We start from the raw sequence: 15,017 nt of genomic DNA on the forward strand, positions 1-15,017 counted from the left end.
GATTTTTACGGATAATCGCGAAAAAAGTCGAAAAACCACGTATTTTATCGTTCTTTTGGATACCTATTGCATTTTTGTGAGAAACAAAGTAAAGTAATTTAGTAAGTTTAGAGTATCTAATTTAAACAAAAAACTTTGGATATGATGTCTACTTATTTTAACTTCTTATGAATGCGGATGGTGATTTAGTATGACTTGTTGGAAAACCATTAATCTTTCAAAGGATTATGGATTCCATCGAATTAACTTGATATCCTTGATATCAATGTTCATAGCATTTATTATCTTTTATTTACCAATGAATCTCATGTACTCTTCGATTCGACTTAGTGCAGATGGATCAACTTATTTTTTATTAGCCTTATTATTGATTTATCCGATACACGCCATGTTGCATGTATTACCTTTCTGGATTACTGGTAAGAAGCTTACAGTATCAATTAAAAGGATGTACGGAATCATTCCAATTGTTTCAAAACGATCAAAACATTCACTTTCTAAACCGTTTATCCTTATTGTAATGGGAACACCATTTTTACTTATTACAGCAATTATGCTTGGGGCGTGTCTTGTATTTCCAGGCTATATTCATTATTTTTCTATTATTTCAGCAATCAATTTTGGTTTATGTGTTCCTGACTTTATTCATTTGGGGCAGTTTATAAAAGCGCCAAAATCTTGTACGGTTGAAGAAATAGAAGACGGCTATGATATTTTAATCCACAATTAAGCTTTTACTTTATTCAGCACGACCCTACTTCTAAAAGTGGGGATAATTTTATAAAGAGAACAAATTTTGTGGAGGGAACCATCCCGACTGAATAAAGTAAATGCCTCCGGCGGATGCCACGATTTTTCAAAGGAAATTTTTCGAGCATAAGATCAAAGACTAAGAACGCCACTTCCTGTGGCAACGTCTTTGTGACCCACCTCGTGTGGGCCTAAAAAAATCGGGCGCAAATACGCAAGTGCGTATTTGATTACCATGGGTGTTAAAATAAACCTAAAGACCGGAGCAGATTAAGGTTTTATATGCCAAGACGCACTTGAAGATGGGGGGATTGGGAGTGATCTTATTTTATATTCCATTTGCTGCTTTTATTTTGTTTTACATTAATCAAATGACTTTCCGGCTATGTGAGCAAAAAGAAATTCCTGATGACCGCCAGCCAAAAGTATATCGAACTATTAATATTTTAATTACCATTTTACTGATTTCGTCTTATGTAGAGGTTTTGTTTACATAAGAATGGAAAAAGGATGACCGAAGTTGGGTCATCCTTTTTCTTTTTATCCGAGAGTATTTCTTAGAACCAAGCAGCACCGACGATGATTAATAGGATGAATAACACTACGATTAGCGCAAATCCACCTGCGTATCCTCCGCTCATGGTAACACCTCCATTTTTCTTAATACGGTATTTTATGCGAAATCATTTGTGAACGAATAGGCTGTTGTCACGCCTTTAGGAATTCTTTTTTAAATAATCTGAGGTTTTGAACCTTTGAAGGCTAAAGCCTTTATTATTCAGTTCACTATATCCTATTCCCAAAAAGCCTAACTGATTGTGCGAATGTCCCATATTTATATAAAACTTTAAAGAAAATGTTTTCTTTATCTTTTGAAAGTATGTTATAGTAATTTTTGTACCCTTGGACAAATCATATATCAAAAAATGTACATAGTAGGAGTGTGTGTAATGAAGAAATCAATAATTGCTTTAACGGCGGCAGTAGGTATTTTTGGCTTAAGTGCATGTAACAATGCCGACGATTCAGCAGTGCTTGTCGAATCAAAAGCTGGAAATGTAACAAAAGAAGAATTATACGATGCAATGAAGGATCAAGCAGGAGCTGTTATCCTTAAAGATTTAGTTTATACAAAAGTGTTATCTGAGAAATATGAAATTACAGATAAAGAATTAGATGCAAAATATAAGGAAATGCAAGCTGCGTTAGGTGCTCAATTTGATGCAATCGTTGAACAAAACGGCGAAGATTTTGTCCGCGAACTATTAAAATCTGACATGCTAAAAGAAAAAGCAGCATTGGATGAAGTTGAAGTGAAAGCAGGAGAAGTGGTAAAGGCAAGCCACATCTTAGCAAAGTTTTCTGATAACCCAACTGCCGAAGTAACAGAAGAACAAAAAGCAGCAGCTAAGAAGAAAATTGACGAAGCAAAGGCTAAGCTTGATAGCGGTGAAAAGTTTGAAGATGTAGCTAAGGAATTCTCTGATGACAGCTCTGCCCAAAATGGCGGGGACTTAGGCTGGTTCGGAAAAGGACGTATGGTTCCTGAATTCGAAGAAGCTGCATTTGGACTTAAAGAAGACCAAACAAGTGAAATTATCGAATCACAATATGGTTACCATATCATTAAGGTAACAGGCACAGTTGAAGATTTCGATAAGATGGACCAAGAGAAGAAAGATGAAGTCCGCAAAGCTTTACTTCAAGCAGACCAAACTGGAACTACCCTTCAAAAAGCTTTAGATAAAGCAGTTAAGGATGCAGATGTTAAAGTGAAGGATAAAGAGTTTAAGGATTTATTTAAAACTGAAGCGGCTGCTGAATAAGCAGTACGTAAATATAGGAAAAGGACCGCTCTTATGGGAAGCGGTCCTTTTCTAATTGTCTATTTTACATTGCTTCCGGTTTATTCATTCGTTTTGATCGTCTTTCTTTTTCATCATTCATTCGTTCGATGTATACATTGCCTTCCTGCTCAATATAGGTGTCATCAATCATCTTTTCCTCTCTTGATGTTCGGATCACCATATATGCACTAAAAAGTACTCCAAATAACGCTACATATACAAACCATGGTACTGATAACATCGCAAATCACTCCTTGTCCCACTTTTTACTACTATATGACGAAAATGAACTAGATATCACTAGAAATTAGAAAAAGGGTGCCCGACAACACATGTGTCGGACACCCCTTCAAAATCTAATTATGCACTAACTGTAAAGTTTGTACGTTTAATAATTTGATGTGCAACTGGATGAATAATAGCCATTGCAATTGTACCCATTACAGTTGCTGGAATGACTACACCAATGAACAATCCAATGAATGTTCCAGGCAGACCAGCAATAAACAGTGCAGTGGTTAAGAAAACAGTTCCAGAAACTAAAATTCCTACTGCGGTAACAGTACATACCATTACAAGTGATTGAGTGTGCTTTCTTGCAGCCAAAAATATGCCATAAAATACGAATGCTGATACTAGCTTATCGACTGGGTTCGCAATTTGACCACCTGGGAAATTCGTAGTTAATGCTGAAATGACACCAGCGACAATTGCAACAAGCAAAACGTATTTCTTTTCAGGAAATAACATGATTCCTAAAAACATCATAATCAACATTAAGTCTGGCTTCATACCTAGATAAATCGGAGGTATAACTGTGTGCAGAACAGCACCCATTCCAACTAATAATGATAAAAATACTAAAACCTTTGTATTCATTTCTCATCTCTCCTCAGCTTTTCTAAGCTATATTTTTGGGATTCTCCAATAGTGCACTCATTGCCCATTGCGAAAATCTTATCTATAAGTATATCAGACTATTACCCTATTTTGAAGTTAATTTTCTGATTTAAAAGCCTTCATAAATGAGGTAAGTGCCTCAACAGACTCATATGGAACTGCATTGTAGATGGAAGCACGGCAGCCGCCAATTGAGCGATGTCCATTTAATCCAACAAAACCTTTTTCCTTTGCTTGTGCCAAGAACTTTTTCGTAAGCTCATCACTTGGAAGTGTGTAAGACACGTTCATAATAGAACGACTGCCTTCTTTAGCATGTGCTTTATAGAAGCCGTCTGACCCGTCAATCGTATTGTACAAAAGAGCTGCCTTTTCATTGTTTTTTGCTTCAATTGCAGGCACTCCACCTTGTTCCTTCACCCATTCTAGGACAAGTGATAGCATGTAAATTGAAAAAGTTGGTGGAGTATTATAAAGAGAATCTGATTTAGCATGTGTATTGTAATCCAACATGGTTGGCAGATTGCTGTTACTTTGTTTTAATAGGGAATCCTTAATGATTGCAACAGTTACTCCTGAAGGACCAAGATTTTTTTGCGCACCTGCATAGATCATCCCAAACTGATCCACATTGATTTCTCTGCATAAAATATCGCTAGACATATCTGCAATAAGTGGAACATCCTTAAAGGTTGGGTAATTCTCCCATTGTGTTCCGTAAATCGTGTTATTAGAGGTAATGTGAACATATGCAGAATTAGCCGAATGGTTGTCCGCATTTACTTCAGGGATATAGTTATATTTTTCCTCTTTGCTTGATGCAATTATATTTGTCTTTCCTAGCTTATTTGCTTCATCAAGTGCCTTTTGAGACCAAGAACCTGTTAATATGTAGTCAGCTGTTTTTTCTGGTGTTAAAAAATTCATTGGAATCATTGTAAATTGCAGGCTAGCGCCACCTTGCAAAAACAACACCTGGTAATCGTCTGGAATACGTAATAGCGCACGTAAATCAGCTATTGCTTGTTGGTGAACTTGATCATATTCTTTGCTGCGATGGCTTAATTCCATTACAGACATACCAGTTCCTTTGAAATTGAGCAGCTCAGCTTGGGCACGGTTTAATACTTCAAGCGGCAAAGCGGAAGGACCGGCATTAAAATTGTATGCTCGTTGCATGGTTGATTCCTCCTATTTTCATGTCTAGTTCCAGGCGCCATCGGCTCTTTGGTCTAAGCCAATCGCTTCGGAAGGTAAAATGCACCTTCTGCCAGCGCTCGTCTTATGCTAGTCGCCGATAAACGGGCGCCTTGCACTTTTCTAATTGCTTTAGTTGAATAAAGCTATCTTATCACGTTTTCATGAAAAAAAAAGTGAATTTTTTTGAAAAGTGTGAAGAAAACGCTGACAATATGAAAAAAAAGAACAGGACCTGAAGTCCTGCCTGTAATGTTTAATTTTGGATTGCTTTTGAGATGCTTGAAGCAATATTTTGTAAATCCTCGCCTGAATATTGATTTTCATGAGACTTCCATACGATGCCAAATCCATCGCCTTTTCCATAACGTGGAATGAGGTGGAGGTGGAAGTGGAAGACAGATTGTCCTGCTTGTTCACCATTATTTTGTAAAAGGTTCATCCCGATTGGATTGAATTCTTTTTTGATTGCATTTGCAATGGATGGAGCCACTTCAAAGATATGTTGTGCAAGTTCGGGTGTCAGTTCATAGACGTTTTCTTTATGTACTTTTGGGATGATAAGTGTGTGTCCTTTTGAGACTTGACTGATGTCTAAGAACGCGTAGACGTGTTCATTTTCGAATACTTTTGCGCTTGGAATTTCTCCATTGATTATTTTACAAAAAATACAATCACTCATGTATGTCCATTCCTTTCAAAATTCACGTAATAAATCATATTTTATCACAGGTTCCAAAGATGTAAAAATTTTCATCCTGTTAAAATGAAGAAACAGGATGCGATCGCAAAGGATGCATCCTGTTCTTGAAGAAGGCTAAGTTAAAAGGTTTATGGTATCTGCGATAAACACCTCATTTTTTTAGGAATGAATGTCTTTATCTAATGGAGTGAGTCAAATCCGTGGCCCAAACGAACCATCCCCTTGTCTTTTTGATATAAGTTTTTTTACGACTTATATTTCGACTAGGTAGCCTTTAACAAACACCTCATTTACAAAATAATGATATTTTGTGTTAGTGGTTATTTGTTTCGAACTGGTTTTCCCTCACATTTCCCAAAGCAACCATCCCCTTATAACAGGTATAAAAAGCTGTCGTCTAAAACAAGGATATTGTCTTTAACAAACACCTCATTCCAGGTAGATGATTAACATCAAGGCTTTTTTCTTGCCCTCTTCAAAAATTAGTATGGCCTTTTCAAATGGATATATACCAACTTTTTTAACTATGTTAAATTGGCAATTTTTGATATGATAAAAAGAAAAGCGTAAGGCGCCTGCTAATCGGCGACATGCTTAAGACGAGCGCTGACAGAAGGTGCCTTATACCTTCGGAAGCGATTGGCTTAAGACCTCGAGCCGATGGCGCCTGAAGCTAGACAACGAAAAAACGTAATGAGAGTTAGAAGGGAGCTTTACATGGCACTATTAGAGATAAAAAATCTAACAGGTGGATATACACAAAATCCAGTTTTAAAAGATGTTTCCTTCCAAGTCAAACAAAATGAAATTGTAGGATTAATCGGGTTAAACGGTGCGGGGAAAAGTACGACAATTAAACATGTCATAGGTCTCATGGAACCGAAAAAAGGGTCCGTCCATATCAATGGAAAAACGATTCAAGAGGATATGGAAGCTTATCGCTCTATGTTTAGCTTTATTCCCGAAACACCAATTCTTTATGATGAATTGACTCTTTATGAACATCTTGAGCTAACGGCAATGGCCTATGGTTTAGACAAAAAAGCATTTGAAGAAAGAATACAACCTTTATTAAAAGAATTTCGAATGGAAAAAAAGGTGAAGTTTTTCCCTTCCCATTTTTCAAAGGGAATGAAGCAAAAGGTAATGATAATGTGTGCCTTTCTAGTGGAACCTGACCTTTATATCATTGACGAACCTTTTGTTGGATTAGATCCGCTTGGTATTCAATCCCTATTGGAATTAATGAATAAAATGAAAAATAATGGCGCAGGCATTTTAATGTCAACTCATATTTTAGCGACAGCTGAAAGATATTGTGATTCATTTATTATTTTACATAATGGTAAGGTAAGAGCTTCGGGAACCTTAGACGATCTTAGACAGCAATTTAATATGGAGAACGCCACACTTGATGATATATATATCAGCCTGACAAAGGAAGAAGAACATGATTGATATCAAAGAATTATGGAGTAAGCGTCAAGCCCAACATTTTAAGGAAATCAGCCGATATTTACGGTATATGTTAAATGATCATTTATTGATTGCTCTCCTATTTTTAGGAGGAGGAGGGGCGGTTTTTTATAATCATTGGTTACAGGATATTCCAAAGGATTTTCCTTATGCAATTATTATTGCAATCGTCTTAGGGCTTATTTTAACAAGCAGCCGTATACAAACCTTGGTGAAGGAACCGGACCTCGTTTTCTTATTGCCTATCGAAAAAAAGCTAACTCCTTATTTTCAAAAGGCATTTTGGTATAGTTTGTTCTCTCAAATTTATTTATTATTGATTGTTTTTGCGGTTGCAGCACCATTGTATCTCGCAGTTACAGATAAAACCTTTTCGTCTCTAGCGGGCATCTTTGTGATTGTTTTACTATGTAAAGCATGGAATCTTCTAATGACATGGTTTACCCAACATTACACTGAAAGCTCTACGTATTATATTGACATTGTGATTCGCCTTATATTAAATATCGTATTGATTTATTTGCTATTTTCCGGCGCATCGATCCTTTATATCGGTTGTGTAGCTGTCATAATGATCGGTTTGCTCCTTTATTTTCATAAGGCAGTCGAAAATAAAGGGCTCAAGTGGAATACATTAATCGAGTTAGAGTCGAAAAAAATGCTGACATTTTACAGAATTGCGAATTTGTTCACCGATGTTCCGAAACTGAAGGAGCGAGTGAAAAAGAGAGCATGTCTTAACTGGGTTACAGGGTTTATTTCATATTCAAAGAAAAATACGTTTCGTTATTTGTTTACAAGGACCTTCCTTAGGACAAGTGATTATTTAGGGATGTATGTCAGGCTAACGATAATTGGAGATCTACTCATTTATTTCGTCCCATTTGATTACGGAAAAGCCTTTGTCACGATTTTATTCCTTTACTTGACGGGCTACCAGCTAATTACTTTATGGAGACATCATAGTTTAAAAATTTGGGTTCGTTTATACCCAGTAAGTGAATTTGCAAAGCTAGCTTCTTTTTTACAGTTTTTATTCCAGCTGCTTGTTGTCCAGTCGATTTTATTTACGATAACCATGCTATTAACTGCAAAAATCACAACAGCTATCATTTTTTTAGTTGCGGCTTTAGTGTTTGTCTATCTATTTGTGTTTGTATACACGAAAGGGAAGGTACAGAAGCTTGACCGAATGTATGGATAAATGAAACCTTTTCTTTTGTTCGCACGTAGAACGACTAAACAAAAAGAAGGGTAGAGGTGCATGAGCGATTCCTATATGTTTAATGTAGAAGAGGAATTATTTCAATGGCGTAAAAAGCTGATTAAAAAGTCTAATATGCTTCAGCGTGTTTCGAAAAAAGCACAAACGAAAGTGAATGGACTAATACCTGAAAAAGCGCATACGGTCATCACGGAAAGTATTAAAAAAATGGTTCAAGCCACTTTAGCCGGTTCGGAATATACGACTAAGGCAAACTATCCTCAAGGGATGACATTACAGGTAAAAGAAAAACTGATTGAAGATAAGCTAACTGTTTATAGACGTACTGCTGCGGCAGAGGGAGCGGGAACTGGGGCAGGAGGGTTTCTATTATCCCTGGCAGATTTCCCATTGCTTCTATCAATCAAAATGAAGTTTTTATTTGAAGTGGCTGCCATTCATGGGTTTGATACAAAGGACTATGAAGAACGCCTTTTCTTGTTGCAAGTGTTCCAACTAGCTTTCTCAAGCGATGAGCATAAAAAGAGAACATTGCACCTAATAGAAAATTGGGAGGAAGAAAGACATCGACTAGTAGAATTGGATTGGCGAGTATTCCAGCAAGAGTATCGAGATTATATTGATTTTGTAAAAATGCTTCAACTGTTGCCTGGTATTGGCGCCGTAGTAGGTGCATATGCCAACTATAATCTTCTTGATCATCTAGGTGAAACTGCGAAAAATTGTTATCGATTACGAATCTTAACCTAATAAAAGCGCAAGAATGCCAAAAAACAACATTCTTGCGTTCTTTTTTAAACAGTAGCCGTTTCGGACTTTTCTACTGATAAGTATTTTAACGTTGCAGTCCCTAATGTTTTGGCGGCAATAAGCATGGCTTCTTCATCGATATCAAATTTAGGATGGTGGTGTGGATAAGCAGTTAATTCATCAACTGGCATTGCTCCTGTAAAGAAAAAGGTTCCCGGCACATGCTGTAAATAATAAGCAAAATCCTCGCCACCCATTTGTGGTTCAGTTTCTTTTACCTCCACAATTCCTGGTATGTTCTCTGCTGCCTCCACAAGAAAATCAGTTTCTTCCTTATGATTGACGACAGCAGGGTAGCCGCGGTGAAAGGCATATGTGTATGAGGAATCAGATGCGATACAAGTTCCTTTGACAATGCGCTCGATTTCCCCCTCAATTTGAGTGCGTACATCTTCACTAAATGTTCTTACAGTCCCCTCAAGTTTGGCTGAGTCAGCTATCACATTAAATGGATTTTCTGCAACGAAAGAGCCAAGTGTTACGACAGCTGATTCAATTGGATCAACTCGTCTGCTCACAATTTGCTGCAAATTCATTACAAGCTGGGATCCGATTACAATTGCATCCTTTGTTGTATGCGGATGTGCACCATGTCCTCCAGATCCTTGAACCTTTATTTCAAAACGGTCGGCTGCGGCCATAATTGGACCAACACGGTATTCAATCGTTCCAGTTGGCGTAGTTGCCCATAAATGGGTGCCAAAAATAACGTCTACCCCATCAAGACAGCCATCCTCTATCATAGCAATTGCACCGCCAGGAGCAAATTCCTCTGCATGTTGGTGGATAAGGACAACAGTACCTGCAAGCTGATCCTTCATTTCATGAAGTGTTTTTGCTAGTACAAGCAATGTAGCGGTATGCCCGTCATGGCCGCAAGCGTGCATGACACCAGGAACTGTAGATTTATATGGAACATCCTTTTCATCTTGAATTGGCAGTGCATCGAAGTCAGCTCTTAATGCAACCGTAGCGCCAGGCTTGCTTCCTTGAATTTTTGCAACAATTCCATTTCCTCCAACATTTGTGCGAACCTCTACCCCAATGTTTTTATAGTAATTTGCAATGTATTCTGCTGTTTTATATTCTTTAAAAGATACTTCTGGATGTTGATGTAAATAACGGCGGATATCGACCATTTCAACGTACTTTTTATCTAGCGCATCATATAGGTTATGTAACATTTCTTCAATCTCCCTTCTTTATAATACGAGTAAATTATATCATGACTATTTAGATTTTTATTGCTTTTCATAAAAAAAAGGAGGCAATTCTGCCCCTTAATAAATGGTTTCCAATAATGCATTACCGTTTTTCGATATTCGTACTTTGGCATGTTTGGCGTTACGCTGAATGTCTAAACCAGTTCCTTCCTTCACAAAATAACTCTCGATTCCAAGAATAATCCCGTTATATCCATTGTATTTGCCAGCAATAAGAACCTCATCTTCAGTAAGTTGATATGAGTTAGGATCTATTGAGGTAAGTATCTTTTCACGTTGATAGACCCCATCTTTCCCTTTTTTTGCAAGGATGTAGACCCGATTTCCAGATTGAACATCCTTAAGTTCATTCACCTTTGCAATCTCATATCGCAATATGACATAATCCCCTTGTATCATTGAACGAGGGTCAACGGGGGCCAATTCAAGTGTAATTTCTGTTCCATTTTTTAAAAGTGATTCATTGCTTCCAATTTGGTATCCAACAAAGGCCACCTGGAGAAGGAGGATGAGTCCAATTAGACTCCATTGCTTCATAGTAAAGAACTTATTATTTGCTATTACTTTTATTCCAGACCTACGATCAAAGAACTGGGTGATTCCAAAGAAGACAAGCCCGATAATCAGCAATGATAGAGATTTATGGACAAGAGACCAAATCAGATCATAATACGTTGAAATAAATAACGCTATCCAAAATACGAAAGTCATACGTAACATAAAAACATCGTCATTGCGTGAGAAAAGAAAAACTAATGACGTCGTAATGATAAAGAACAGCAGACTATATAGAATTTCCTGCCATAACAAATGATCTAAAAAAGTTAGTGCATAGAAAAAGAGTAGGGAATAGAACGAGCTAATTCTTTTTAATGTTGTTTCGGATTGAACAAAATAATAGATGATTGCATTTAATAGAGCAAATCCTATTAATACAAGCTCTGAGTGTACCCATAGCCCCAATTCATCTAAGATAAGGTTCAAAGAACAACCTATGATTGTTGTATAACTTAAAAATCGAATCAATCCATCCTTCATGATTATTGTCACAACGATCGATAGCAATAAAAAGAAAATAGTGATTGAAGTCGATAGGAAAAATGCTTCGAGCAGACCGGAAAAGAAACCGATAAATAGCAATGTATTTCGAACGTATGGTCCCAGTTTTTTTACGAATAATCCAATGCTTATAAACAAGATACTTAACACAACAGTGGCATAAAAACTAGAAAATAGCAGGAATAGAACCCCTCCAAAGCTAATTGAAAACATGAATGAACCAATAAGTGTGACAATCACAATTAAGATGCCTTTCATTGTCTGGCCGATGGGGGTTTCGGTATGCTTAGACGATAAATGCCTTGCCAGCAGAACGCCGCCAATAATAAGGGCAATCGATGCAATTGATCCTAGTATTTGTAATCCAAGATATCCAATTGTCTCACCGAATAAAAAAGGGATTTCAACAATTTTCGTACACACGTAAATACTGACCATTGTAAATAAAATTATTGAAATATACTTATCAATTTTCTTCGTAACTAAATAGAAATAAGAAATGACAGCAAACGCAATATATAATACATTTGTCCACCCACTAAAGGGCTCATACAATTCGAAAATACTCATTCCAATTAACATGATATGTGTCATTGTATATGACATATAGCGAATCGATTTATTAGCCATAAGAGGGGTAAATGTAAGGAAAAAAAGGATTAAATTTATAACAGCAATAACGAGAAATATGAGCCACTCCTGAAAGTCTGTTCGAACGATGAAGTAGGAAGAGGGATTCATATAGAACCAATAGGCAAGATGAAAGAGAACAAAGCTCAAAATAGACAAAGGAGCATATCGTGTGGTTATTGCAAGCAGTAACACAGGTACTAGCCAAATTAGAAAAAGTACATAGCTGTCTGCATGAGAGTTGTAAATTTGACCAACTAATCCAACACATAATCCGAAGGATATCGCACCAGCGACCAATAGCCATTTCCCTAAAAATACTTGATGCGAAAGAAGTTTTGTGGAAAAGACTGATAACAAATAAAATAAAAGCATTGCAGCAACTGAAAGAGCCAGTTTTTCAAACCGTGAAAATGTTGGCCAATTCGCAGCAAAAAAGTAAAGTATACCAGATAAAACCAAAACAATCGAAGCAAAGTAACCAAATGGAATCAGCTTCTTCATTGAATACTCCCCATTTCCTAAGGAAAAATAAAAACCTACTAGTACTATATGTTAAATTGTTAAATCGTTGTAACGATTATAATATATTTTTCCCTTAATGATACCAATATTTAATGAACAATTATATAAAAGATAAACGTAATTTAGGGAAACCTAATCTCGAGGTGAATTACTTATGGAATTGTTTTCAGCAGAGTTTTTTTCAGCTCTACTTGCAATTGTAGTAATTGATCTCGTCTTAGCGGGCGATAATGCGATCGTAATCGGTTTAGCCGCAAGAAATTTACCAAAAGAACTGCAAAAAAAAGCAATTATCTGGGGAACTGTCGGAGCAATTATTATTCGTGCTGCTGCAACATTAGCTGTTGTTTGGCTCCTTGAGCTTCCTGGATTACATCTTATTGGGGGAATTCTCCTAATATGGATTGCTTTTAAGCTTCTCACAGATGATCAAGATGAGCATGAAATTGAGGCCAAAGGTTCCTTTGGAGCGGCAATCAGAACCATTATTGTAGCTGATGCGCTAATGGGACTTGATAATGTCCTAGGAGTCGCGGGAGCTGCTCATGGTCACTTTTTATTAGTTGTCATCGGGTTGATTATCTCGGTTCCTATCATGGTGTGGGGAAGCACGCTGTTCATTAAATTAATTGATCGTTTTCCAATCATTGTTACAATCGGTGCAGCCGTCCTTGCCTGGACAGCAGCGAAAATGATTGTAGGGGAACCATTCCTACAAGATTTCTTTGAAAATCCTTGGTTCAGATATACATTTGAAGCGCTAGTTATTATCGCTGTTGTGCTAATTGGAACAAAGATGAAGAAAACAAAAGCAAAGTCAATAGATGAAAAACAAAAAGCTTCATAAACGAAAGGTGGCCAATCTAAGGCCGCCTTTTTAGGTTAAAAATGATGCATAATTCTTGGATAATTATGGATACTAAAAATGAATTTGGTACATAACGAGGAAAGGAAGTATTTATATGAAAAGAACGACTGGTTTTATTTTACTGTTAAGTTTCTTTCTTATAGGCGGAATCCATGCATCTGCTGAAATGGAGAAGGATACAGATCAACCGAAAGTAGAGCTTACTGATAAGCAAAAGCAGGAGCTTGATAAGCTTTATCTTGACCTTTTGGAAACGAAAAAGGCGATTATTAACAAGTACGTTGAATATGGTGTTCTGCCTAAAGAGAAAGCCGATAAAAAGCTTAACTGGTTAGATGATCATTACCAAAAAATAAAAGAACATGGATATATTCCAATGCATCATCATAAAAAACACAAAGATGATGAAGATCATAAGGATCACGATTAAAATTGAAAAAGCTAGGTAAAACAATTTCTGTTTTGTCTAGTTTTTTTTTTTTTTTTTTCAATAATCATGATCTCATAGGGTGTCACATCATCAGGTTCGGGCATCCTTTTTTATTAATTCAAATAGGAATAGTATAATATAAATATTGATGAATTTAAGAGTATTCATAAAAGGAGAGGTGAAAATGCCCATATCATTTATTAAAACAGAAAAACAAGAACATCTATTTAAGCTTGCAAGTGAATTAGCAGGACAATTTCATGAGAGAGCACCGGAATATGATGAAACAGGTGAATTCCCTTCATTAAATATGGAAGATTTAAAAAAGTCTGGCTATACGAGCCTTTCTGTACCAAAGGAATATGGCGGGAAAGAAGGCCTTTCCTTATATGACTTCGTTTTACTTCAGGAAACACTTGCAATAGGAGATGGCTCAACTGCTTTATCAATCGGATGGCATCTTGGTGCAACGATGGATCTATTTGAGAAAAAGCGGTGGGACGAAGAAAAACTCTCATTATATGCAAAAGAAGTTCTACATGGTGCATTATACAATCGTGCAGCAACTGAACCACAAACAGGCAGTCCTACAAGAGGAGGAAAACCTCAAACAATGGCCAAAAAGGAAGGGAATAAATGGATTCTTTCAGGAAGAAAATCTTTTACAACAATGGTGCCTGTTCTTGATTATATTGGTGTTATCGCTTCAATCGAAGGAACTGATCAGGTAGGTGAGTTTTTGGTCGAACGGTCCAAAGCTGGAGTGGCAATCGAAGAAACCTGGAACACGATTTCAATGAGAGGTACAGGAAGTCATGACCTAGTTCTTACGAATGTTGAGCTTGAGGAAAATGCCTTGGTTGAAATATTGACACCTGAATTAAAAGCAAACCCAAGTGGTTGGATGCTGCATATACCAGCCTGTTACCTGGGAATTGCGATTGCAGCGAGAAATGAGGCCGTGAAATTTGCAAATGAATATTCACCAAATAGTATAGCAGGACCGATCAAAACGATTCCTAATGTCAGGCGTGTCGTAGGGGAAATGGAGGCTGAGCTACTACAAGCTCGTCATGTCCTTTATTCAATTGCTGATAAATGGGATCGAACCGAAGACCGCAGTCAACTTGGGCCGGAATTAGGTCTTGCTAAATATATTGCAACAAATAGTGCCATTTCAGTAGTCGATAAGGCCATGCGGGTAGTGGGTGCGAAAAGTCTGCAGAAATCAAATCCGCTTCAACGCTATTATCGGGATGTGAGAGCTGGGCTTCATAATCCGCCAATGGATGATATGACAATTGCTAAGCTAGCAGATTTAGCATTTAAAGAAATGGAATAAGGAGCAGAAAGTAGTCGCATCGTTTTCGATTG

General features: G+C 37.0%; 16 protein-coding genes. 9 read left to right on the forward strand and 7 right to left on the reverse strand.

Annotation, left to right across the window (positions count from 1 at the left end):
- Positions 1 to 190: 190 nt before the first annotated feature.
- Both LKW28_RS00590 and LKW28_RS00595 read left to right on the forward strand, forming a co-directional pair.
- A complete protein-coding gene (locus LKW28_RS00590; RefSeq protein WP_229138400.1) occupies positions 191 to 730 on the forward strand; it encodes a DUF3267 domain-containing protein in 540 nt (179 codons plus the stop codon).
- Between the two features lie 322 nt (positions 731 to 1,052).
- On the forward strand, positions 1,053 to 1,247 hold the full coding sequence (locus LKW28_RS00595; protein WP_267497816.1) for a hypothetical protein: 195 nt from the start codon (positions 1,053 to 1,055) through the stop codon (positions 1,245 to 1,247).
- A gap of 60 nt (positions 1,248 to 1,307) precedes the next feature.
- Here the strand turns inward: LKW28_RS00595 and LKW28_RS00600 are convergent, their stop codons facing one another.
- Positions 1,308 to 1,391, reverse strand: coding sequence for a YjcZ family sporulation protein (locus LKW28_RS00600; RefSeq protein ID WP_229138644.1), 84 nt, complete (start codon positions 1,389 to 1,391; stop codon positions 1,308 to 1,310).
- Positions 1,392 to 1,700: 309 nt separating this feature from the next.
- Here LKW28_RS00600 and LKW28_RS00605 point away from each other — a divergent pair, with 309 nt between their 5' ends.
- Positions 1,701 to 2,576: a peptidylprolyl isomerase gene (locus LKW28_RS00605; protein ID WP_229138402.1), complete on the forward strand. Its 876-nt coding sequence runs from the start codon at positions 1,701 to 1,703 to the stop codon at positions 2,574 to 2,576.
- 64 nt (positions 2,577 to 2,640) lie between these two features.
- Here the strand turns inward: LKW28_RS00605 and LKW28_RS00610 are convergent, their stop codons facing one another.
- The 4 genes from LKW28_RS00610 to LKW28_RS00625 all read right to left on the reverse strand — a co-directional run bounded on the left by LKW28_RS00610 (position 2,641) and on the right by LKW28_RS00625 (position 5,376).
- Entirely contained in the window at positions 2,641 to 2,838 is a 198-nt protein-coding gene (locus tag LKW28_RS00610; RefSeq protein WP_229138403.1) for a sporulation YhaL family protein, read from the reverse strand.
- Between the two features lie 119 nt (positions 2,839 to 2,957).
- Positions 2,958 to 3,476 carry a tryptophan transporter gene (locus tag LKW28_RS00615; RefSeq protein ID WP_229138404.1) on the reverse strand — a complete coding sequence of 173 codons (519 nt, stop codon included), beginning with the start codon at positions 3,474 to 3,476 and terminating at the stop codon, positions 2,958 to 2,960.
- A 117-nt stretch (positions 3,477 to 3,593) separates the two neighbouring features.
- Positions 3,594 to 4,676: a 3-phosphoserine/phosphohydroxythreonine transaminase gene (gene serC / locus LKW28_RS00620; RefSeq protein ID WP_229138405.1), complete on the reverse strand. Its 1,083-nt coding sequence runs from the start codon at positions 4,674 to 4,676 to the stop codon at positions 3,594 to 3,596.
- 274 nt (positions 4,677 to 4,950) lie between these two features.
- The gene (locus tag LKW28_RS00625) at positions 4,951 to 5,376 is read right to left on the reverse strand and encodes an HIT family protein (RefSeq protein ID WP_229138406.1); all 426 of its coding nucleotides are present in this window, start codon (positions 5,374 to 5,376) and stop codon (positions 4,951 to 4,953) included.
- 738 nt (positions 5,377 to 6,114) lie between these two features.
- Here LKW28_RS00625 and LKW28_RS00630 point away from each other — a divergent pair.
- Genes LKW28_RS00630 through LKW28_RS00640 form a run of 3 tightly spaced genes read left to right on the forward strand, consistent with a single transcriptional unit; the run spans position 6,115 to position 8,848 of the window.
- The gene (locus LKW28_RS00630; protein WP_229138407.1) at positions 6,115 to 6,855 is read left to right on the forward strand and encodes an ABC transporter ATP-binding protein; all 741 of its coding nucleotides are present in this window, start codon (positions 6,115 to 6,117) and stop codon (positions 6,853 to 6,855) included.
- Positions 6,848 to 8,077, forward strand: coding sequence for an ABC transporter permease (locus tag LKW28_RS00635; protein WP_229138408.1), 1,230 nt, complete (start codon positions 6,848 to 6,850; stop codon positions 8,075 to 8,077). Before LKW28_RS00630 ends, LKW28_RS00635 begins: the two co-directional genes overlap by 8 nt.
- 60 nt (positions 8,078 to 8,137) lie before the next feature.
- Positions 8,138 to 8,848: an EcsC family protein gene (locus LKW28_RS00640; RefSeq protein ID WP_229138409.1), complete on the forward strand. Its 711-nt coding sequence runs from the start codon at positions 8,138 to 8,140 to the stop codon at positions 8,846 to 8,848.
- A 44-nt stretch (positions 8,849 to 8,892) separates the two neighbouring features.
- Here the strand turns inward: LKW28_RS00640 and LKW28_RS00645 are convergent, their stop codons facing one another.
- A complete protein-coding gene (locus tag LKW28_RS00645; RefSeq protein ID WP_229138410.1) occupies positions 8,893 to 10,092 on the reverse strand; it encodes a M20 family metallopeptidase in 1,200 nt (399 codons plus the stop codon).
- A gap of 96 nt (positions 10,093 to 10,188) precedes the next feature.
- Positions 10,189 to 12,324 (reverse strand): GDYXXLXY domain-containing protein, encoded by a 2,136-nt coding sequence (locus LKW28_RS00650; RefSeq protein WP_229138411.1) that lies wholly within the window; start codon positions 12,322 to 12,324, stop codon positions 10,189 to 10,191.
- A gap of 175 nt (positions 12,325 to 12,499) precedes the next feature.
- Here LKW28_RS00650 and LKW28_RS00655 point away from each other — a divergent pair, with 175 nt between their 5' ends.
- The 3 genes from LKW28_RS00655 to LKW28_RS00665 all read left to right on the forward strand — a co-directional run bounded on the left by LKW28_RS00655 (position 12,500) and on the right by LKW28_RS00665 (position 14,985).
- Positions 12,500 to 13,192 carry a TerC family protein gene (locus LKW28_RS00655; protein WP_229138412.1) on the forward strand — a complete coding sequence of 231 codons (693 nt, stop codon included), beginning with the start codon at positions 12,500 to 12,502 and terminating at the stop codon, positions 13,190 to 13,192.
- Between the two features lie 115 nt (positions 13,193 to 13,307).
- Positions 13,308 to 13,643 (forward strand): YckD family protein, encoded by a 336-nt coding sequence (locus LKW28_RS00660; protein ID WP_229138413.1) that lies wholly within the window; start codon positions 13,308 to 13,310, stop codon positions 13,641 to 13,643.
- A 184-nt stretch (positions 13,644 to 13,827) separates the two neighbouring features.
- The gene (locus tag LKW28_RS00665; protein ID WP_229138414.1) at positions 13,828 to 14,985 is read left to right on the forward strand and encodes an acyl-CoA dehydrogenase family protein; all 1,158 of its coding nucleotides are present in this window, start codon (positions 13,828 to 13,830) and stop codon (positions 14,983 to 14,985) included.
- Positions 14,986 to 15,017: the final 32 nt, after the last annotated feature.

Source organism: Bacillus sp. REN16 (assembly GCF_020731355.1).
In the GTDB taxonomy this organism is placed as follows: domain Bacteria; phylum Bacillota; class Bacilli; order Bacillales; family Bacillaceae_L; genus Ferdinandcohnia.

What these genes read in the sequence shown, in the direction of transcription:
- LKW28_RS00590 (WP_229138400.1), top strand. Translation starts at nt 191, where the DNA reads ATGACTTGTTGGAAAACCATTAATCTTTCAAAGGATTATGGATTCCAT.
- LKW28_RS00595 (WP_267497816.1), top strand. Translation starts at nt 1,053, where the DNA reads ATGGGGGGATTGGGAGTGATCTTATTTTATATTCCATTTGCTGCTTTT.
- LKW28_RS00600 (WP_229138644.1), bottom strand. Translation starts at nt 1,391, where the DNA reads ATGAGCGGAGGATACGCAGGTGGATTTGCGCTAATCGTAGTGTTATTC.
- LKW28_RS00605 (WP_229138402.1), top strand. Translation starts at nt 1,701, where the DNA reads ATGAAGAAATCAATAATTGCTTTAACGGCGGCAGTAGGTATTTTTGGC.
- LKW28_RS00610 (WP_229138403.1), bottom strand. Translation starts at nt 2,838, where the DNA reads ATGTTATCAGTACCATGGTTTGTATATGTAGCGTTATTTGGAGTACTT.
- LKW28_RS00615 (WP_229138404.1), bottom strand. Translation starts at nt 3,476, where the DNA reads ATGAATACAAAGGTTTTAGTATTTTTATCATTATTAGTTGGAATGGGT.
- serC (WP_229138405.1), bottom strand. Translation starts at nt 4,676, where the DNA reads ATGCAACGAGCATACAATTTTAATGCCGGTCCTTCCGCTTTGCCGCTT.
- LKW28_RS00625 (WP_229138406.1), bottom strand. Translation starts at nt 5,376, where the DNA reads ATGAGTGATTGTATTTTTTGTAAAATAATCAATGGAGAAATTCCAAGC.
- LKW28_RS00630 (WP_229138407.1), top strand. Translation starts at nt 6,115, where the DNA reads ATGGCACTATTAGAGATAAAAAATCTAACAGGTGGATATACACAAAAT.
- LKW28_RS00635 (WP_229138408.1), top strand. Translation starts at nt 6,848, where the DNA reads ATGATTGATATCAAAGAATTATGGAGTAAGCGTCAAGCCCAACATTTT.
- LKW28_RS00640 (WP_229138409.1), top strand. Translation starts at nt 8,138, where the DNA reads ATGAGCGATTCCTATATGTTTAATGTAGAAGAGGAATTATTTCAATGG.
- LKW28_RS00645 (WP_229138410.1), bottom strand. Translation starts at nt 10,092, where the DNA reads ATGTTACATAACCTATATGATGCGCTAGATAAAAAGTACGTTGAAATG.
- LKW28_RS00650 (WP_229138411.1), bottom strand. Translation starts at nt 12,324, where the DNA reads ATGAAGAAGCTGATTCCATTTGGTTACTTTGCTTCGATTGTTTTGGTT.
- LKW28_RS00655 (WP_229138412.1), top strand. Translation starts at nt 12,500, where the DNA reads ATGGAATTGTTTTCAGCAGAGTTTTTTTCAGCTCTACTTGCAATTGTA.
- LKW28_RS00660 (WP_229138413.1), top strand. Translation starts at nt 13,308, where the DNA reads ATGAAAAGAACGACTGGTTTTATTTTACTGTTAAGTTTCTTTCTTATA.
- LKW28_RS00665 (WP_229138414.1), top strand. Translation starts at nt 13,828, where the DNA reads ATGCCCATATCATTTATTAAAACAGAAAAACAAGAACATCTATTTAAG.